Raw genomic sequence first — 20,011 nt, 5'->3', positions numbered from 1 at the left:
AAGCGGACCAAACTTGGCTCAAGGTTCAAACGTCTCGTTTGACGAGTCGCTTGCCTTGATATTTCAGTGACAGTGTCACTGACTCATCGGCAAGCGCCCACATGAATTACCTGATCAAATTGTTAAAGAGCGTGCTCTGGGCTCTATAGAGAGCTTAAAGAGCTGCTCTCGCGACACCTGGCCGGAAGAGCGTCTCGCTTTGCAGCGCCTGTTGGCGCAGCGCCCTGCGAGGAAGGCGTATTCTACAGAATCGAAGTGTTTCGTCAAGGCTTTCTTTTTTCGCCGTGCAAGCGATGCCTGCAAGACCCAAGAGAAAGCGAAGCGAGCCTGACGCGCATCCTGCGATGCCGTCCTGGCGACTCCGATCGAGTGGCGAGCATTCTACCGATTTCTCGTTGCTCGTCAAGTGGAGAATTTTTCGAAGACTTGAAAAAGCCTTTTCAAAACAATCACTTTTACCACCCTTTACCGCCTGTGACGTTTGCTCGTCGCCGGCAGCGGATGCGTACTTTACGGATTGGGACCGGGCTTGGCAAGCACTTCGTGTAAAAAAATTTCACGCCAGCGTCATCACATCGTCATGGGTCAGAAGCCTCCAACACCCACCCCATCCTTCACGTCTCTACTGCGCTATTTCTACTGCGCTATTCCAGACCATTGCTCAATAGCTGATTGGTGCAGCGAGCCGGTCTGTCCTTTCACTTGCCGCTACGCCCTCGGGAGCCGCACCTGTCGTTGCCAAGCCACCCTTGCTGCGTCTCTTCCTTGCTGCGCCGTGCTTGATGCACCTTGCCTGCTGCACCTTCCTTGCTGCGCCAGCTTTCCTTGCTGCGCCAGCCTTGGCCCTGGCCTTCGCCTGCCCCACGACTCGCGCCTTCATGTTACCCACAGCCATCTTCTCGCACTCGCCTGTGGACAGGTCGCAGACAGGCGGGTGGCAAAACGAAGGACGCCCGCCAGTGGCGAGCGTCCCGGAAGCGATGGTCACACCGGCGGATCAGCCGCGCAGCGTCACTCTGGCGTAACGCTTCTTGCCTGCCTGGATGACATAGCTCTGGCCGAGCGCCAGCATCAGATCCTTGGCCACCACTTCGCCATCGACGCGCACACGTCCATTACCCAGCATGTCCTTGGCCTGGGCGCTGTTGTTGGCAAGTCCCGAGCGATTGAGCACTGCCGCGATCGGCGCCTGATCGCTGCCTTCAAAGACCACCTCGACCTCGGGCAGGTCTTCGGGCAGTTCACCTTCCGCCAACTGGTTACCGGCGCTTCGGTGTGCATTCGCCGCCGCTTCATCACCGTGGTAGCGGGCAATCAGCTCGCGCGCCAGCTCCATCTTGATGTCACGAGGGTTGTCACCGCGCTCGATCCGCGCGCGCAGATCCTCGATGGCGGCATTGTCCTTGAGCGACAAGAGTTCGAAATAGCGCCACATCAGGCTGTCGGGCATCGATACCAGCTTGTTGAACATCGCCCCCGGCGCTTCGTCGACGCCGACATAGTTGCCCAGCGACTTGGACATCTTCTGCACGCCGTCGAGGCCTTCCAGCAGCGGCATGGTAATGACGACCTGGGGCTCGAGACCGAAGTGCTTCTGCACCTCGCGGCCCATCAGCAGGTTGAACTTCTGGTCGGTTCCACCCAGCTCGATGTCAGCCTTCAAGGCGACGGAGTCATAGCCCTGGACCAGCGGGTAGAGGAACTCGTGTACCGAGATGGCCTGGCCACCCTTGTAGCGCTTTTCGAAGTCATCGCGCTCGAGCATCCGCGCCACGGTGGTCTGACCGGCGAGTTCGATCATGTCAGCGGCGCTCATTTCGGAGAACCACTCGGCGTTGAAGCGAACCTCGGTCTTGTCGGGATCGAGGATCTTGAACACCTGCTCCTTGTAGGTCTGGGCGTTGGCCTTGACCTCGGCCTCGGTCAGCGGCTTGCGGGTGACGTTCTTGCCGGTGGGGTCACCGATGCGTCCGGTGAAATCGCCGATCAGAAAGATGACCTCGTGGCCGAGAGCCTGAAACTGGCGCATCTTGGTCAACAGTACGCTGTGGCCCAGGTGCAGGTCCGGCGCGGTCGGATCGAAGCCCGCCTTGATTCTCAGCTTGCGCCCGGAAGCGAGCTTTTTCTTCAGCTCATCCTCCAGCAGAATCTCGTGCGTGCCGCGCTGAATCAGCGCAAGGGCCTCGTCCACATCGCTCATGGTATTCACTCCACTTATCAATTCGGCTTTCCAGCTCGGCTTGGCTTGGTCAATCGGCCCTTGCGCGGACATCGACGCCCCCGTCAGCAGGGGCACGTCGTCACGGCGCCGGCGCCAGGTATAGACAGTGGCGGGGATGTTACCATGAACCTTTCCACCGGTTGAGATGACAAGGCCCATGCAACGCTTCATTGGACTGATGTCGGGCACCAGCATGGACGGGATCGACGCCGCCCTGGTGCGCTTTGACGCCACAGGCACGGCAGCTCTGGAGGCCAGCGTCGGCATTCCCATGCCGCAGGCTCTGCGTGAGCGGCTGTGGCAACTGGCCCACGCCGATCAGGTCAGCTTTGCTGACCTGGCCTGGGCCGAGGAGGCTTTCTGCCAGTGCCAGGCCGAGGCAGTCCAGCGATTGCTCGAGCAACAGGGACTTGAACCCGAGGACATCTCTGCCATCGGCAGCCATGGGCAGACCATCGAGCATGCCCCCTACGGCCACCAGCCAGGCTCGCCCCCCTATACATTGCAACTGGACAATCCCAGCCGGCTGGCCGAGCTGACTCGCTGTGCCGTGGTCGCCGACTTCCGCCGCCGCGACCTGGCCGCCGGTGGTCAGGCCGCACCACTGGCACCGATCTTCCACCAGCAGGTATTTCGCCACCCCGAACGCTGGCGGCTGGTGCTGAACCTTGGCGGCATCGCCAACCTGACGCTGCTGCCGCCGACCTCGGACCCGCGTGCCCCGCTGGGCTTCGACACCGGGCCTGCCAATGCCCTGCTCGACGCCTGGCACCAACGCCATCGCGGCACCCCCTTCGATGCCAACGGCGATTGGGCTGCCGGCGGCCAGGTGGATACCGCACTGCTAGAACGTTGGCTGGCAGAGCCCTACTTTCACCGCCCACCGCCTCGCAGCACCGGGCGTGAGCTGTTCTCTCTCCACTGGGCAGAGGCGAAGTTGAACGGTTCAGAGTCACCACAGGACGTCCAGGCCACCCTGGCGGAACTGACCGCCACCAGCGTCGCCCTGGGCATCGAGATGGCGCGGGAGCACTTTACCGCCCCTGCCTCCCTCGACCTGGTGCCCTGCGGCGGCGGTTCACGCAACCTGGACCTGCTGGCACGCCTTGCGCGCCAGCTGCCGGAGGCCACTCTACTGGACAGCGAATCCCTGGGCTGGCCGGCCGACTGGCTGGAAGCCGCCGCCTTTGCCTGGCTGGCCCATGCCCGACTGAATCTGCAACCCGGCAACCTGCCGTCGGTCACCGGCGCCAGCGCAGAGCGCGTGCTCGGCGGGCTCTACGCCCGCTAAAGGGTCACGACTGGCTCTGAACCACCGCCTCACCCCCAGCCTTCGCCCTGGGGGCTCACCCAGCCCTCGTTCTGCCCGCCGCTCCAGCCGGCGCTCGGCGCGCTATCGACCAGAGATTCACGGGTCAGGCGCCGGGCATCCTCCGGCGCCACCTCGCCACAGGCCACCAGTCTCGCCAGGTCGGCGTCCAGGGTCTGCATGCCGGCCTGGCCGCCGGTCTGCATCGATGAGTAGATCTGGGCCAACTTGTCCTCGCGGATCAGATGACGGATCGCCTGATTGATCAAGAGGATCTCGCGTGCCGCCACTCGCCCGCCCCGGCTGCTGGGCAGCAGCGCCTGGGAGACGACCGCCTGCAACGACTCCGACAGCATGGTCCGCACCGCATTCTTTTCATCACCCGGGAAGGCATCGATGATCCGATCGATGGTCTTGACCGCGGAGGCGGTATGCAGGGTGGCAAATACCAGATGCCCGGTCTCGGCCGCGGTCATGGCCAGGCGCGCCGTTTCCAGGTCGCGAATCTCTCCGACCAGAATGACGTCGGGATCCTCGCGCAGGGCGCTGCGCAGGGCGACGGCAAAGCCCTCGGTGTGGCGGTGTACCTCACGCTGGGACACCAGCGCCTGCTGGCTGTGGTGGATGAACTCGATGGGATCCTCGATGGTGAGGATATGGTCGCGACGGTGGCGGTTGATATGGTCGATCATCGCCGCAAGCGTAGTGCTCTTGCCGGACCCGGTGGGCCCGGTCACCAGTACCAGGCCCCGCGGCAGGGCGACAAGACGTTCGAAGATCTCGCCCATCCCCAGCTCCGAAAGCGTCGGGATACGATCGGGGATGGTACGCAGGACCGCCGCCGCCCCGCGCTGCTGGACGAAAGCATTGACGCGATAACGCGACAGGCCCGGGATCTGGTGGGAAAAATCGGCCTCGTGGGTGCGCGAGTACTGCTCGCGCAGCTCCTCATCCATCAACGACTCGAGCAGCAATCTGACCTGACCGTCGCCCAGCGGCGGACCAGGCAGACGCTCCAGTTCACCATTGACGCGCATCACCGGTGGCAGTCCCGCCGACAGGTGCAGATCCGAGGCGCCCTGCTTTGCCGAGAGTGCCAGCAGTTCGGTAATATCCATGGGCTTACCAGGCTTGAACCCCCGACTCGGGGGCAGGGAGCCCCACGATAGGACAGACCCAGGCCGATGACCACGACGATTGCCGAATCCTTGACCCAAGCCCGGACACGCCTGAATCAGGCACTTGCAAAGGCGGGAAGAGCGCCCGACGCGGCCCTGCTGCTGGCGGTCAGCAAGACCAAGCCAGCCGACATGATCCGGGATGCCTATGCCCTGGGCCAGCGCGACTTCGGCGAGAACTATCTACAGGAAGCGCTGGATAAACAGGCCCAACTGGGCGACTGCCCTGGCATACACTGGCACTTCATCGGACCGCTGCAATCCAACAAGACACGTGACGTGGCCAGCCATTTCGACTGGGTCCATGGTGTCGATCGTGCCAAGATCGCTCAGCGCCTGAGCGATCAGCGCCCGGATGGCCTTCCCGCACTGAATATCTGTCTGCAGGTCAACGTCAGCGGCGAAGCAACCAAATCAGGCGTCAGCCTGGAGGAGCTGCCTGAGCTGGCGAGCCTGGCGGCGGCGCTGCCTCGCGTGCGTCTGCGCGGATTGATGGCCATCCCGGCCCCCAGCGAAGACCCAGAAGCGCAGCGCGAGCCCTTCCGTCTACTGGCCGAGGCCTTGTCATCGCTGCGTCGAGAGCTGCCGGACGCACCGCTGGACACCTTGTCCATGGGCATGAGTGCCGACCTGGAGGCCGCCGTCGCCGAGGGCGCCACCATCGTGCGCCTGGGCACCGCGATCTTTGGCTCGCGCCAGTGAGCCCGTCGCCACGACAGGCCTGGTGACGCTACCCTGTTTGTCCGAATATCCAATGCCCTACCCTTCAAGGAGCCCCGCATGGCCAGCAACGTGACCTTTATCGGCGCCGGCAACATGGCCAGCGCCATCTTCGGCGGCATGGTGCACAGCGGCTACCCTGCCGATGCCATCACCGCCACCGCCACCCGTGACGCCACCCTGGCGCCGCTCGCCGAGCGCCTGGGCATCCATACCACCACCGACAATCTGGCGGCGATCGAGCACGCCGACGTGGTCGTACTGTCGGTCAAGCCACAGATCATGCGCCAGGTGTGCGAGACTCTACGGGAGTCGGTGCAAAAGCGTCGGCCGCTGATCGTGTCGGTGGCGGCTGGCCTCAGCGCCGAGACCTTGGAACAATGGCTGGGTGGCGGCCTGGCGGTGGTCCGCTGCATGCCCAACACTCCGTCGCTGGTCGGTGCCGGTGCCTCCGGGCTGTATGCCAACCCGCGCGTCAGCGACGAGCAGCGCGCCCTGGTCGGCGAGCTGATGACGTCCGTCGGCATCATCGAATGGGTCGAAGACGAAGCCCTGCTGGAAGCGGTCACCGCCGTCTCGGGCAGTGCACCGGCCTACTTCTTCCTGATGTTCGAGGCCATGGAAGAGGCCGCCGTCAAACTCGGGCTAAGCGCAGAAAGCGCTCGCCGACTGGCGATGCAGACCGCCTACGGAGCCGCCTCGATGGCGATGCAGAGCGACCGTGATCCCGGTGAACTGAAACGCAATGTGATGTCCCCGGGGGGTACCACCGAGAGGGCCATCGAATATCTGGAGCAGGCAGGACTGCGGCAGGCGCTCGACGGCGCCATGCATGCCTGTGCCAAGCGTGCCCAGGAAATGTCTGCCGAACTCGGCAAGGGTTAATCAAAGACGGAGGAGCCCACATGGGCAGTCAACTGGGAAACGCTGGCCTGCTGCTGGTCAACACCCTGATCAACATCTTCTTGTTCCTGCTGATGCTGCGCTTTCTGCTGCAGGCCTCGAAGGCGGACTACTACAACCCCTTGAGCCAGTCGGTGGTCAAGATTACCCAGCCGGTGGTGCGTCCCTTCCAGAGCGTGCTTGGCCCGGTGATGGGCCGCTTTGACCTGGCCACCCTGGCCGCGGGCTTTCTGGTCAAGGTGATCAGCATCATCATCCTGCTGCAGCTGGCCGGTGTCGGCATGCCGAGGCTCGATGGCCTGGCCATCGCCGGCGTCGCGGCCCTGGCCAGCGCGATCCTGAAGATCTACTTCTTTGCGCTGATCGTGATGATCATCCTCAGCTGGGTCGCCCCCAACGCCAGCCATCCCGGCGCGCTGCTGGTGATGCAACTGGTGGAGCCGATCATGGCGCCGGTACGCCGGGTGATTCCGCCGCTGGGGATGCTCGACCTGTCACCCATCGTGGTGTTCATCGGCATCAACCTGATCGATGGCATCGTGGTGGGCTCGCTGGTCCGGGCCGCCGGTATCTCCGGGATGCTGGTCGGGCTCTAGGCTCGACCAACGCTCGCGTACACGGCCACGACAACACCAACTTTCACTGGACACACACGACTGATGCCCGAGACGACTCGCGATTCGGTCGGACTGGTGACGCCGCAGGTGGCGCACTTCGACGACCCTCTGCCCCTGGTCTGCGGCAAGACGCTGCCGGCCTACGACCTGGTCTACGAGACCTACGGCACCCTCAATCAGGACCGCAGCAATGCGGTCCTCATCTGCCATGCCCTGTCCGGCCACCACCACGCCGCGGGCTATCATGACGAGGCCGATCGCAAGCCAGGCTGGTGGGACGCCCACATCGGTCCCGGCAAGTCCATCGACACCGATCGTTTCTTCGTCATCTCGCTGAATAACCTCGGCGGCTGCCACGGCTCCACCGGGCCTTCCAGCATCAACCCGGACACCCGCCGCCGCTGGGGGCCGGACTTCCCCATGGTCACCGTCTGCGACTGGGTCGACAGCCAGGTTCGCCTGGCCGATCGGCTGGGCATCAGCCGCTTCGCCGCCGTCGTCGGCGGCAGCCTGGGCGGCATGCAGGTGCTGCAGTGGTCACTGGCCTATCCGGAACGCATCGCCAACGCGGTGGTCATCGCCGCCACGCCCAAGCTGTCGGCGCAGAACATCGCCTTCAACGAGGTCGCGCGTCAGGCCATTCGCTCGGACACCGACTTCCACGACGGCCACTACGCCGATCACGAGACCCTGCCCCGTCGCGGACTGAAGCTGGCACGCATGGTCGGCCACATTACCTATCTGTCCGAAGACGCCATGGGTTCGAAGTTCGGCCGTGATCTGCGCAGCGAAGACCTCAACTTCGGCTTCGACGTGGAGTTCCAGGTGGAGTCCTACCTGCGCTACCAGGGCGACGCCTTTTCCACCTCCTTCGACGCCAACACCTATCTGCTGATGACCAAGGCGCTGGACTACTTCGACCCGGCCTCGTCCCACCAGGGCGACCTGGCCAAGGCCCTGGCCCCGGCTGAGTGTCCGTTCCTGGTGGTCAGCTTCAGCACCGACTGGCGGTTCCCGCCGTCACGCTCCAAGGAACTGGTCAACGCCTTGATTCGTGCCGGCAAGTCGGTCAGCTACGCCAATATCGACTCGCCCCACGGCCATGACGCCTTCCTGATGCCGGAGCCACGCTATCAAGCGATCTTCGCCGGCTTCATGAGACGCGTCGCCGATGACCTCAAGCTGCCGTCACGCCAGGAGGCCGACCATGCGCTCTGACCTCACCCTGATTCACGGCTGGATTCCCGAGGGCGCCCATGTGCTCGACCTGGCCTGCGGTGACGGCACCCTGCTGCACGCTCTGGCGCGCGACAAGGGCGTCACCGGTTACGGTCTGGAAATCGATCCTGACGGCATCACCGCCTGCATCGAAAAGGGCGTCAGCGTCATCGAGCAGAACCTCGACGAAGGACTCGCCAACTTCGAGGATGACGCCTGCGATCTGGTGATCATGACCCAGGCGTTACAGGCGCTGCGCCGCCCCGACCGCATGCTCGACGAAATGCTGCGGGTGGCCCGGGAATGCATCATCACCTTCCCCAACTTCGCCTACTGGCGCCACCGGGTCCATCTTGGGCTACGCGGCTACATGCCGGTGTCCAAGTCGCTGCCCCACGCCTGGTACGACACCCCCAACATCCACCTGTCGACGTTCAATGACTTCGAGGCGCTGTGTCGTGACAAGGGGGTGACCATCGTCGACCGCGCGGTGGGCATCAAGGACCACGAAGGTAGACGGCTGTCACGGCTGTGGCCCAACCTGTTTGGCGAGATCGCGATCTTTCGCGTGAGCCGCGACGGCTGACACCTGCCGCGGGCCCACCACAGGCCTCGGCGCGACAGGATGGGCCGAGGGTCAAGGCAGCAATGGGTCGGACGTCAGCAGGCAAGCCTGCTGCCAAGGAGCATGAGATGAACGTCAATCGAGCCAGCCACCGACGATACGCGCTCGCCTTGTCTCTGCTGGTGCTGCTGGCGCTGCAGGCATTGCCGACGGCGCCAGCCCAGGCCCAGCAGTTCGAGCGCTTCGGCGATATCGAGGCGCACTACAGCGCCATCACCACCGACTTTCTCCCCGAGGAGATGGCCCGCCGTCTGGATATCCAGCGCAGCCCGCACCAGGGCCTGGTCAGCCTCAGCGTTCGCGACGCCGATGGCCAGGCCCTCAACGTCGCCACCGAAGGCAGCGTCTCGGTGGTGGGCAAGCCCGGCGAGACACCTCTGGCCTTTCGCACCCTGCGGGAAGGCGATGGCATCTCGCGCTACGCCACCTTCGCCATCGACACCAGTGCGCCGATGCGCTTTCGGCTCTCGCTGCAGCTTGACCGCAACGCTTCCCCCGAGGCAGTCAGCTTCTTGAAACGGTTCTATCGTGACCAGTGATACCCTTTTCTCTTCGGCGCCACCCGTCACCTCCGCGGTCGGCGACGCCCTGAAAGAGTGCGCTCAGGGCGCCACCGGCGGCCTCGAGACCCTTGCCAGGCTGACGGTGCCTCACCTGACCGCCATCGCCCGCCACTTTCTCGACGCGCCAAGGGATGTCGAGGACGTGATCCACGATACCCTGGTGCTGGCATGGCACAACGTCTGGCGCTTCGACCCCGCCGCCGAGTCCCCCCATGCGTGGCTGATGCAGGTGTTCGCCTCGCGTCTGGCGAGCCAGCGCCTGGCGTTGGCCACACCGGCCGATGCCACGCCCTGGCGGCTCGATGTCGACCGCGTCGTTCTGCCGCCTCCGCTGACGGATGCCCAGCGCCCGACGCTGGACGCCTTGATGGCGCTGTACCAGCAGTTGCCTCCGGCGTCTGTGGATGATGCCCTGAAGGCACGACTGTGCTGTGCCATCAGCCTGCTGGATGCCAGCCGCGACATGCCGCTGACGCCCGGCGGTGAGCCCGCCGACCCCAGCCTGTACGATCCCAGCCTGGGCCCGCGCATGAGCCTGTCACGACTGGCCCAGCGGGCCAAGGGACTGATCAATCGCTCGCTGACACTGCCGCTGGAGCACCTGGCCCTGCGCCTGTGGCTGTCCGAGGCCCCGGGCAGCCGGCCCCTCGAGGCCCGCGGCCTGCCCCGACGCGGCATCGAATCACGCTACGGCGAGGCCCTGGACGTTAGCGTCGACCCGCGTCGGCTGCTCAAGCAGATCCACTATCCACGCTCCTTCCCGGATCGGCGCGAGCGTCACCGGATCAGCGATCGCCTGTTATGGGACGGCGACTGGGATCTGTCGACGACCCACGCCCTGTCGAGCCGTCGCATGCACTTCATCGCCGACATCTGGGCACACCGCCGCGACCCAAGCCAGAGCCGCAGCTACCACCAGCTGGCCGAACGCCTGGCCAGAGGCAAACCGGTGGCCTCGCACTCCGACGGCATGGTGCTGGATCGTCCCGAACGCATCCTGGCCTATCTGCGCCGTTACCTCCTGTACATGGAGGCCATGGCCTGTTTCGGCTTCGACAATGGCCTCGGCAAGGACCGTCTGGGCGCGGCGGTGGATCGGCACGGCGAGCTGGTCAAGATCAACAAGGGGCTGCACCGCATGGCCATGGCCCAGGTGATCGGCATACCACGGGTCGAGGTGCGCGTCCGCGGCATCCATCGTCAGTGGTGGGAACAGGTCAGCGAGGGAGCCAAGGGCGACACCGCCATGCAGCGCGTCCTCGCGGCCCTGCCCGACTGCCGCCCGTCCGCAGCAGACTGAGCCCGCCCCTCACAGAAGCGCCGATTCAGTCCTCGACGAACTGCGCCATCGGCCGCACCGGTAAGGATGCATCCAGGGTCAGCGCCAGTGGCCTGCCCTGGTCGTCTCGCCGGGTGCGGATGCGGTAGGCCAGTACCTCGACGCCCTCGGCCATCACCCGTCTCAGGGTATCGCCGTACCCCGGATCCAGGTGCATCGCCGGGGCGACATCGTCGATGCCCTCGTGGGCGACCAGGAACAGCAACACCGCTCGCTTCCCCTCGACCACCAGCTGCGCCAGGCTTTCCAGGTGCTTGCGCCCACGTTCGCTGACCGCGTCGGGAAAGTAACCGTGGCCATCGCTTTCCTTGAGGGTGACCTGCTTGACCTCGACGAAGCAGCTCGGGCGCTCGTCATCATCCAGGCGAAAGTCCAGCCGGGCGTTGGCCACCTTGGCCTCGCGTTTGATCGCCGAATAACCCCTGAGTTCGGCCACCGTCCCCGAGCGCAAAGCCTCCTCGACGATCCGGTTGGCTCGTCCGGTATGCACCGAGGCCAACGCCGACGCAGCACCGGCCTGGGCGTCGCCAGACGGCAGTTCGATCAATTCCCAGGTCCAGGCCAGCTTGCGCGCCGGATTGTCGCTGGGGGACAGCCAGACCCGGGCGCCGGGGACATTGACCGCGCGCATCGAGCCGGTGTTGGGGCAGTGGGCGACCACCTCGCGCCCGTCGTCGAGGCGCACATCGGCCAGAAATCGCTTGTAGCGGCGCAGCAATACGCCGCCGACCAGGGTGGGGTAGTTCATGAGCCCTGCCGTGCCAGAAAACGTTCCAGACGCGCCAGCGCTTCCTGCAGACGCGGCACTTCGGTGGTAAAGGCGATGCGCACGTGGAGCTCGCCGCCCTGCAGGGCAAAGTCGGTCCCCGGGGTAATCGCCACGTTCTCCTCTTCGAGCAGGCGCAGGCAGAACGCCTGGCTGTCGTTGCTGTAGGCGGAGATGTCGAGCCAAAGATAGAAGGCCCCCTGGGGCGGCAGCGACGGTGCCAGGCCGAGCCGCGACAGCCCTTCCAGCAAGGCGTCCCGGCGTGTCTGGAGCTCTCGCCGGCGCTCCTCGAACAACGCCTGACACTCCGGGCTGAAAGCGGCCAGCGCCGCGTGCTGGGCCGGCGTGGAGGCGGCCAGGAAGACGTTCTGAGCCAGACGCGTCAGCGGCTCCACGGCGTCCTCGGGCGCCACCAGCCAGCCCAGGCGCCAGCCGGTCATGCCGAAGTACTTCGAGAAGCTGTTGACGATAAAGGCCCGATCGCTGAGTGACGCCACCGACAGCGGCGCCATGCCGTAGTTGAGCCCCTGGTAGATCTCGTCCACCAAGAGTTCACCACCACGCTCGGCCACCGCGTCCACCACCGCGCCGAGCGCCGCGCGCTCGAGCACATGGCCGGTGGGGTTGGACGGCGAGGCCAGCATCGCCAGGCGCGTATCGTCGCGCCAATGCCGCTCGATCAGCTCGGCGTTCAGCTGCCAGCCGCTATCAAGCCCTACCGGCACCGCGTCTACCCGGGCGCCGGCCAGCGCCATGAAGTGGCGATTGCAGGGGTAGTTCGGGTCGGCCATCAGCACGCCGTCTCCGGGCCCCGCCAGCAATTGACTCGCCAGCAGCAGCGCCCCGGACGCGCCGGGGGTGACGATAATCCGCTCCGGCGCCACCTCGGCATCGAAGTGCTCACGATAGTGGCCGGCAATCGCCTCGCGAAGCGCAGGAATACCGGTGGCAGGGGTATAGCGGGTGCGTCCCTCGTCCAGGGCACGGTGGCCGGCCTCGCGCACCGCAGGTGGGGTCGAGAAGTCCGGCTCGCCGACCTCCAGATGGATCACGTCCTCGCCGGCCGCCTCGCGCTGCTGAGCAAGTTCCAGCAGATGCATCACACGGAAAGGGGCGACCCCTTCGACCCTGGCGTTAAAGCTCATGGCTTCCTCTCTTGATCGCGGCCCGCAGCGAACCCGAGCCCTGCTTGATGGTCCAATGGAGGTATTGAAACATGGAACCTCGTCGCCGTCCGTCACCGTCCAGGACGCCAATCATTGATCCGGACGATGCGGGCTACGACTTTCGGGGAGAAAACTGGTAGTTATCGCGCAAAAGTATTGCACTACGGCCAAATATCCGCTAAACAACCTTCCCTTTGGCGTGAGATACCTTAGCCTAGCGTGGGGTATTGATCAGCAGTCACTAAAGTAATGAGGCAATCCCATGCCAGTTGCACAGAAAAAACCGGAAGCGCCCAAGAAGTTCATCCCGTACGAGCCGGCGGCGGGTGAAGAATACATGAACGAGAAGCAGCTCGAGCACTTCCGCCAGATCCTGCTTGGCTGGAAGCAGGAGCTGATGGAAGAAGTCGACCGTACTGTTCGCCATCTGCAGGAAGAGGCCAACAACTACGCCGACCCGGCTGACCGTGCCACCCAGGAAGAGGGCTTCAGCCTGGAGCTGCGGACCCGCGATCGCGAGCGCAAGCTGCTCAAGAAGATCAACGAGACCCTCGAGATGATCGATGAGGACGACTACGGCTTCTGCGATGCCTGCGGCGTGGAGATCGGCATCCGTCGCCTGGAAGCGCGTCCCACCGCCACCCTCTGTGTCGACTGCAAGACCCTGGCCGAACTGAAGGAAAAGCAGCTCGGCGGCTGATCCCCCCTCGCCGGACCTTCGACAACGGGCACCTCAGGGTGCCCGTTTGCGTGATCACCTGCCCCCCGGCTGCCTGTTCACGAGGGCTGCCTGTTCCCGATAGCGCTGGAGCCCCCATGCACCACGTCCATGGTCGCTTTGCCCCCACCCCCTCAGGACCGCTTCACGCCGGCTCGCTGGTGGCCGCGGTGGCGAGCTATCTGGATGCGCGTAGCCAGCAAGGCCGCTGGAGCCTGCGCATCGAGGATGTCGATCCCCCCCGCTGCCCTCCTGGCAGCGTCGATACCATCCTGCGCCAGCTCGAGACCTTTGGCCTCGCCTGGGACGGCGAGGTGCGCTACCAGAGTCATCGCCATGACGCCTATGCACGTGCCCTTGCGCGGCTGACCGAGCAGGGCATGGCCTACCCCTGCAGCTGCTCGCGCAAGCAGTGGCGGGACCACGGCATCTATCCAGGCTGGTGCCGCGACGGCGTATGCCAGCCCGAGGCCCCGCAGGCCTGGCGCCTGCGCAGCGACCTGGGGCAGCGCCCGGTCAGCTGGCACGATCGGCTGCAGGGTCTGCAGCGCTTCGACCCTGCCGCCCTGGGTGACGTCGTGCTCAAGCGCAAGGACGGCCTCTGGGCCTACCAGCTGGCGGTGGTGGTGGATGATATCGACCAGCACATCACCGACGTGGTGCGCGGCGCCGATCTTCTCGACAACACCCCCTGGCAGCTGCAGCTGCTCGAAGCCCTCGGTGCCGAGCCGCCGCGCTACCTTCACCTGCCGCTGGTGATAGGGCAGGATGGGCAGAAGCTGTCCAAGCAGAACCTGGCCCGACCGCTGCCCGAAGATCCCCGTGACGTACGCCGGCTGCTGCATGCCACCCTGGCACTGCTGGGGCAGTCCCCCGACCCGGCGGCGAGCGAGGCGCCGGTGGCCGAGCAGCTCGAGGCCGCCTGCCGCCGCTGGCGTCCTCGACAGATCCCCCGCGCAGACATCGCCTCGCAGGGGCTGCAAGTGGACGGCGACGACGCTGACACCAACGAGTGAGCCTGCCATGTACGTCTACCGCATCATGCTGCTGCTTGTGTTTTGCGGGTATCTGCTCTCGCCGCTGCTGATGACCGGCTGGGGCCAGCCCGGCAACGCCTGGTACCGCCCGTTCCTGATCTGGGGGGCACTGATCGCCCTGACGCTGTGGCTCGAGCAGAAGCGAGCGCTGGATGAGCGCTGAGCTCGTCTCCCTTGTACTGCTGGGGCTTGGCTACCTGTCGGTACTGTTCGCCACCGCCAGCGCGGTGGAGCGCGGCTGGATTCCGCGGCGGCTGGTCCACCACCCACTGATCGGCATCCTGGCCCTGGGCGTCTACGCCAACGCCTGGGCGGTAATCGGCAGCCTTGGCGTGGCCCACCAGCGGGGATTTGGCTATCTCGCCTACTACCTGGGTGCCGCCGGCGCCTTTGTGCTGGCACCGGTCCTGCTGCTGCCGTTGCAGCGCATGACGCGAACCCACCAGCTGTCTTCTCTGGCGGACCTGTTCGCCTTTCGTTTTCGCTCCCGCTGGGTCGGCACCTGCGTCACCCTGCTGAGCCTGGTGGCGGTCATGCCGCTGCTGGCGATGCAGGTGGAGGCCATGAGGCATGCCATCCATCGCTACACCGACGCTGCCTCTCCAGGCCTGCTGTCGCTGTTGCTGTGTGCCTTGATCGCACTGTTCGCGATACTGTTCGGCGCCCGTCACACCCACGTCCATCGGCGCTACGACGGCTTGACCGCCGCCATCGGCCTGGAGTCGCTGATCAAGCTGGTCGCCTTTCTCGCCCTGGGCGCCTTTGCGCTCTACGCCATCTTCGACGGCCCCGGCGACCTGCAACGCTGGCTGGACGGGCCAGGCCGCGCCCACCAGGCACAGGCGAGCCAGTTCGATGCCGCCCAATGGAGAACCCTGCTGCTGCTGTTCTTCGCCGCTGCGCTATTGATGCCTCACATGTTTCACGTGACCTTCGCCCGCCCGCTCAGTCGCCGAACCCTGCTCAGCGCGGGCTGGGGACTGCCGCTGGTGCTGCTGCTGATGGCACTGCCGGTGCCGCTGGTGCTGTGGGCCGGTCAGCGCATGGGGGTGGCCGATGATATCCAGGAGGCCGCCTACGTCATCTTCGCGCTGTCCGATAGCCCCGCCGTCACCGCCCTGGCCTTTGTCGCGGTACTGGCCGCCACCTGCGGCACCCTGATCCTGAGCGCGCTGGCGCTCGCCGGGATGGTGCTGAACCATCTGGTGCTGGTCGCCCATCCCCCGGTGGAGCACCCCGACCTCTATCGCTGGCTACGCTGGCTAAGGCGCGGCCTGATCGGCGCCATCATTCTCACCGGCTGGCTGTTCGCCCAGGCCGTCGACGCCAATACCGAGCTGACCCGACTGGGGCTGGTGGCGGTGGTTGGCATGGCTCAGTGTCTGCCGGGTCTGCTGGCCCTGCTGTACTGGCCCGGTGCCAACCGCAAGGGGGTGATGACCGGCCTCGGCCTGGGTGTGGCGATCTGGTGTGCCGGCCTGTGGCTGCCGCTGCTCAGCGATCTGCCGCCGCTGCTTGCGCCGCTGGACGCCTTGCTCGGGCTCCTGGGCGACGAGGCTGTCACCGACTCGCCCGCCTGGTATCCGGTCGCCCTGGTATCGCTTGGCGTCAATGGCCTGAGCCTGATTCTGGTGTCGCTGATCACCCCCACCTCCGCCGGAGAACGAGCGGCCGCCGAGGCCTGCTCGGTGGATGCGGTCATCCGCCCCAAGCGCCTGCCGCTGAATCTGGCCGACAGTGATGACGTCAGGCGGCGCCTGGCCATGGCGCTGGGCGACGAGGTCGCCGAGCGCGAAGTGACCCGGGCGCTGGCAAGCCTCCATCAATCTGCCAAGGATGCCAGGCCCTACGCGCTGCGACGTCTGCGCGACCGTATCCAGGCCAACCTGTCCGGCCTGATGGGCCCATCGGTCGCCCAGGACATCGTCGATCACTACCTGCCCTATCGGCGCGATGGGCGAGTGCCGAAGGAAGATATCCACTTCGTCGAAAGCCGCCTGGAGGCCTACCGATCTCGCCTCACTGGCCTCGCGCGGGAACTCGATGAGCTGCGACGTCACCATCGCCGCATGCTGACGCGACTGCCTGTCGGGCTGTGTGCCTTCGGTGACGACGGCGAGGTACTGATGTGGAACGACGCCCTGGCCGAGCTCAGCGAGATTTCCGGCGAGGAGATCATTGGCGCCCATCGCCAGGCCCTGCCCGCGCCCTGGGCCGAGCTGCTCGGGACCATTCTGGAAAGCGACAAGGACCGGCTTTACCAGGAAGCTGTGGAGCTGCCCCGGGGGTTGCGTTACGTCAGCCTGCTCAAGGCCAGCCTGGTGGACGAGCCGGCGGCAGACGCCGCTGGTGGCACGGTCATCCTGGTCGAGGACCACAGCGAGATGAAATGGCTGGAGAACGAACTCATCCACGCGGCTCGCCTCGCCTCCATCGGCCAGATGTCCGCCGGCGTGGCCCACGAGATTGGCAACCCCATCACCGGCATCTCATCGCTGGCCCAGAACCTGCGCTATGACACCACGGATCCCCACGTGCTCGAGACCGCCGAACAGATCCAGACACTGACCAAGCGCGTGTCGCGTATCGTTGGCTCACTGGTGGGCTTTGCCCACGGCGGTCGCCACGTCACCGGCAGCGACTTCGCGCCGGTATCGGCCAGGCATCTGGCCGACCAGGCGCTGCACTTGCTCAAGCTGGCCCGCAAGAGCGACGATGTTCGCTACGACAATCGCTGTCCGGCGCGGCTCGACATCACGGGAGACGAGCAGCGCCTGCTGCAGGTATTGATCAACCTGCTGAGCAATGCTCGTGACGCCAGCCCGGCCAACGGCCTGGTGGTCATCGACGCCGGCGAGGAAGGTGAGCGTCACTGGCTGTCGGTCACCGACCAGGGGCCCGGCATCGATCCCAGCGTGCGCGAAAACCTGTTCGAGCCCTTCACCACCACCAAGCCGCCAAGCCAAGGTACCGGTCTTGGTCTCGCCCTGGTGGTAAGCATCGTGGCCGAGCACCAGGGCAAGGTCGAGGTGGAGTCGCCCCTGCCGGGGCAGGCCGGTGGCACCAGAATTCAGGTATGGTTACCTTCTCCCGATGTCCATCGACCTGCCGGGGATATGCCGATCCATGAGCCGAATCCTGATCGTTGAAGACGAAGCCATCATCCGCAGCGCCCTGCGCCGCCTGCTCGAACGCCACGACCACCGCGTGTGCGAATGCGAGTCGGTGGAGCAGGCATGCGGGCAGGGCTTTGGCGAGTACGACCTGATCATCAGCGACCTGCGCCTGCCCGGTGCACCCGGCACCGACCTGATCAAGGCCGCCGCCCCCTGCCCGGTACTGATCATGACCAGCTACGCCAGCATGCGCTCGGCGGTGGATGCGCTGAAACTCGGCGCGGTGGACTACGTCGCCAAGCCGTTTGATCATGATGAACTGCTGGAAACCGTGGCTCGAGTACTGCACCGCCAGGCGAGTCAGCGCAGCACGCCGCCCGCCATCGCCGACGAGGGTGGACGGCGCCACACCATGATCGGCAACTGCCCGGCGATGCAGGCGGTCTACACCCGTATCCGCAAGACCGCCCCGGCAGACGTGACGGTACTGATTCAGGGTGAATCCGGTACCGGCAAGGAGCTGGTGGCCAAGGCCCTGCACCAGCAGAGCCGCCGTGCCGAGGCGCCGCTGGTCTGCGTCAACTGTGCAGCCATCCCCGAGACGCTGATCGAATCTGAGCTGTTCGGTCATGAGAAGGGCGCCTTTACCGGGGCCAGCGCCATGCGTACCGGACTGGTCGAGGCCGCCGACGGCGGCACCCTGTTCCTCGACGAGATCGGCGAATTGCCGCTGGACGCCCAGGCCCGATTGCTGCGGGTGCTGCAGGAAGGCGAGATACGCCGCATCGGTTCGGTGGAGACGCGCCACGTCGACGTTCGGCTGATCGCTGCCACCCACCGTGACCTGCGCGCCCTGTCACGCAGCGGAGACTTCCGTCTCGATCTCTACTACCGCTTGAACGTCATGCAGATCGACCTGCCTCCGCTGCGCGAGCGCGAGGACGACATTCTCGAGATTGCCGACGTGCTGCTGGCCAAGGCCTGCAAGCGCCACGCCCGCGACGGTCTGCACCTGTCTCGCGCCGCACGGCGGGACATCGCCGACTACCCCTGGCCAGGCAACGTCAGGGAGCTGGAAAATGCCCTGGAGCGTGGCGTGATCCTCGCTGAAGGCCAGTTGATCCATCCGGACGACCTGGGCCTGGCAACGGTGCCGGTAACGCGCCCGCCCAGTCCCCCCAAGGAAGCAGCCACGTCACTGGAGGCGCCCGCCTCCGAAAGATCCGACACGGCTACCGAGGACGACCTGTCGCTGGAAGACTACTTCCAGCACTTCGTACTCGAACATCAGGACCAGATGAGCGAGACGGAGCTGGCCAACAAGCTGGGAATTTCACGCAAGTGCCTGTGGGAGCGCCGCCAGCGTCTGGGCATCCCGCGCAAGAAGGCGGCGCGGCGCCACTGACGCGAGACCACAGGCTCAACACCCTGGGGCCCTCGCCCCGCGCTTCGCCCCGGCCTCCCTTGGGCCGCTCACCTTGCCCTCCCTTCGACTCACCCCTCGACTCACCCCTCGGCTCGCCCTTGCCTGCCGCTTCCTGCCATGCCCCCTGCTTTGGTTCATTCGACCATGGTGCAAGTGTCTGTAGCGATCAATACAGGCATTGTAGGCCCTGCACGCCAGCTACCTCTTGATGCACCGGTTGTTACCATCCCACACAGGGGAGTGCGCCAAAATGGGTAGCCCGAGGTAACACAAATGACCCGGCGGCTTGCTTCGAACCAACGACAATGAAGCAAGCGGCTGATAAAAAAGAAAAAAATCAAAGTAGGCACGACAACTGCAGTAAGTCTGGGCAAGAACAACAAATTCCGGCGATCGTGGGCAGCCAACAACAATAACCTGCACCGCCACGATCGAATCCGCCGCCCCAACAACAACAACGCTTCCAGGTGAAGCAGGCGGATTGGGCACTAGGCACCGCAGCCTTGACAACAACAATACGGACCTGCGGAGCTATCACTCGTCGAACAACAACAACAAGACGACGAGGCCCGGAGTACCAGGACGCGACGCGCCAACGATGACCGACCAACAAGAACAACAGGGTCGTCAGAGCGCACTCCCGGCAACAATGCCAATAATCCGGGAGGAGGCATGATCCCATGCCGTCGTGGTTGGACTATTGTTTTGAATACGAGACGGTCGCCGTCAGGAGCGCCAATAACAACAACATCATTGCTTGCCTGAAACTCCTTGGTGACTGTGGTGCGTATTCAAGGCGATGCGCCATCACGAAGAAAAATTAGCAGCACGGACGCTGCATCCTGCTTTGATGGGGAGGCCCTTGGCCTCCCCTTCTGCTGTCTGGCCTCCGAGCGTCAAGCCAGTCGTTGCCCCGCCAGACGAGACAGCCCCCAAGGGCTCAATCGCCATGGGCAACCGGACCTTTTGCGCCTCTTCGCAGCTCGAACACTGCGCCGACTGTCGCCCTTGACACCCGAGCGGCTTTGTCCACTGCGCTTTGCAAGGCCGGGAGCGTCCGCTACACTCATCACCTTTCCGTACCCCGCG

The 20,011-nt window shown here is 65.1% G+C and carries 17 protein-coding genes; 13 read left to right on the top strand and 4 right to left on the bottom strand.

All coding sequences use genetic code 11. From position 1 onward, the window contains the following. Positions 1–997: 997 nt before the first annotated feature. Positions 998–2,200: a tyrosine--tRNA ligase gene (gene tyrS / locus EBB56_RS21115; protein ID WP_124805269.1), complete on the bottom strand. Its 1,203-nt coding sequence runs from the start codon at positions 2,198–2,200 to the stop codon at positions 998–1,000. Positions 2,201–2,378: 178 nt separating this feature from the next. Here tyrS and EBB56_RS21110 point away from each other — a divergent pair, with 178 nt between their 5' ends. Next, complete coding sequence (locus EBB56_RS21110; protein ID WP_124805268.1) at positions 2,379–3,512, top strand: anhydro-N-acetylmuramic acid kinase; 1,134 nt, start codon at positions 2,379–2,381, stop codon at positions 3,510–3,512. 29 nt (positions 3,513–3,541) lie between these two features. Here the strand turns inward: EBB56_RS21110 and EBB56_RS21105 are convergent, their stop codons facing one another. Beyond that, the gene (locus EBB56_RS21105) at positions 3,542–4,648 is read right to left on the bottom strand and encodes a type IV pilus twitching motility protein PilT (protein ID WP_124805267.1); all 1,107 of its coding nucleotides are present in this window, start codon (positions 4,646–4,648) and stop codon (positions 3,542–3,544) included. Between the two features lie 66 nt (positions 4,649–4,714). Between EBB56_RS21105 and EBB56_RS21100 the strand changes: the two genes are divergently transcribed. The 7 genes from EBB56_RS21100 to EBB56_RS21070 all read left to right on the top strand — a co-directional run bounded on the left by EBB56_RS21100 (position 4,715) and on the right by EBB56_RS21070 (position 10,654). Then, positions 4,715–5,410, top strand: a complete 696-nt coding sequence (locus EBB56_RS21100; protein WP_124805266.1) for a YggS family pyridoxal phosphate-dependent enzyme — start codon at positions 4,715–4,717, stop codon at positions 5,408–5,410. A 78-nt stretch (positions 5,411–5,488) separates the two neighbouring features. After that, on the top strand, positions 5,489–6,313 hold the full coding sequence (gene proC, locus EBB56_RS21095) for a pyrroline-5-carboxylate reductase (protein ID WP_124805265.1): 825 nt from the start codon (positions 5,489–5,491) through the stop codon (positions 6,311–6,313). Between the two features lie 20 nt (positions 6,314–6,333). After that, the gene (locus EBB56_RS21090) at positions 6,334–6,927 is read left to right on the top strand and encodes a YggT family protein (protein WP_045993284.1); all 594 of its coding nucleotides are present in this window, start codon (positions 6,334–6,336) and stop codon (positions 6,925–6,927) included. Positions 6,928–6,990: 63 nt separating this feature from the next. Continuing rightward, positions 6,991–8,166 (top strand): homoserine O-acetyltransferase, encoded by a 1,176-nt coding sequence (locus tag EBB56_RS21085; protein WP_124805264.1) that lies wholly within the window; start codon positions 6,991–6,993, stop codon positions 8,164–8,166. Then, a complete protein-coding gene (metW, locus tag EBB56_RS21080; protein WP_045993286.1) occupies positions 8,156–8,752 on the top strand; it encodes a methionine biosynthesis protein MetW in 597 nt (198 codons plus the stop codon). The genes EBB56_RS21085 and metW overlap by 11 nt, the downstream gene beginning before the upstream one ends. A 107-nt stretch (positions 8,753–8,859) precedes the next feature. Next, on the top strand, positions 8,860–9,330 hold the full coding sequence (locus tag EBB56_RS21075; RefSeq protein WP_162816430.1) for a DUF4426 domain-containing protein: 471 nt from the start codon (positions 8,860–8,862) through the stop codon (positions 9,328–9,330). Then, the gene (locus tag EBB56_RS21070) at positions 9,320–10,654 is read left to right on the top strand and encodes an RNA polymerase sigma factor (RefSeq protein WP_185696492.1); all 1,335 of its coding nucleotides are present in this window, start codon (positions 9,320–9,322) and stop codon (positions 10,652–10,654) included. Before EBB56_RS21075 ends, EBB56_RS21070 begins: the two co-directional genes overlap by 11 nt. A gap of 25 nt (positions 10,655–10,679) precedes the next feature. Here EBB56_RS21070 and sfsA read toward each other — a convergent pair whose 3' ends face one another. Continuing rightward, positions 10,680–11,441 (bottom strand): DNA/RNA nuclease SfsA, encoded by a 762-nt coding sequence (gene sfsA / locus EBB56_RS21065; RefSeq protein ID WP_124805261.1) that lies wholly within the window; start codon positions 11,439–11,441, stop codon positions 10,680–10,682. Continuing rightward, a complete protein-coding gene (locus EBB56_RS21060) occupies positions 11,438–12,604 on the bottom strand; it encodes an aminotransferase class I/II-fold pyridoxal phosphate-dependent enzyme (RefSeq protein WP_124805260.1) in 1,167 nt (388 codons plus the stop codon). Before EBB56_RS21060 ends, sfsA begins: the two co-directional genes overlap by 4 nt. Positions 12,605–12,887: 283 nt before the next feature. Between EBB56_RS21060 and dksA the strand changes: the two genes are divergently transcribed. The 5 genes from dksA (at position 12,888) to EBB56_RS21040 (ending at position 18,901) form a co-directional block, all read left to right on the top strand. Further along, on the top strand, positions 12,888–13,325 hold the full coding sequence (gene dksA / locus EBB56_RS21055) for an RNA polymerase-binding protein DksA (protein ID WP_045993290.1): 438 nt from the start codon (positions 12,888–12,890) through the stop codon (positions 13,323–13,325). 116 nt (positions 13,326–13,441) lie between these two features. Beyond that, entirely contained in the window at positions 13,442–14,359 is a 918-nt protein-coding gene (gene gluQRS, locus EBB56_RS21050; protein ID WP_124805259.1) for a tRNA glutamyl-Q(34) synthetase GluQRS, read from the top strand. 7 nt (positions 14,360–14,366) lie between these two features. Then, positions 14,367–14,543, top strand: coding sequence for a hypothetical protein (locus EBB56_RS21960; protein WP_045993292.1), 177 nt, complete (start codon positions 14,367–14,369; stop codon positions 14,541–14,543). Further along, positions 14,533–17,529: an ATP-binding protein gene (locus EBB56_RS21045; RefSeq protein ID WP_124805258.1), complete on the top strand. Its 2,997-nt coding sequence runs from the start codon at positions 14,533–14,535 to the stop codon at positions 17,527–17,529. The genes EBB56_RS21960 and EBB56_RS21045 overlap by 11 nt, the downstream gene beginning before the upstream one ends. Further along, on the top strand, positions 17,507–18,901 hold the full coding sequence (locus EBB56_RS21040; RefSeq protein WP_108448695.1) for a sigma-54 dependent transcriptional regulator: 1,395 nt from the start codon (positions 17,507–17,509) through the stop codon (positions 18,899–18,901). The genes EBB56_RS21045 and EBB56_RS21040 overlap by 23 nt, the downstream gene beginning before the upstream one ends. Positions 18,902–20,011 lie beyond the last annotated feature (1,110 nt).

It is taken from the genome of Halomonas sp. YLB-10 (assembly GCF_003856855.1).
Lineage (GTDB): Bacteria > Pseudomonadota > Gammaproteobacteria > Pseudomonadales > Halomonadaceae > Halomonas > Halomonas litopenaei.
This window is presented reverse-complemented; position numbering and strand designations above follow the sequence as displayed.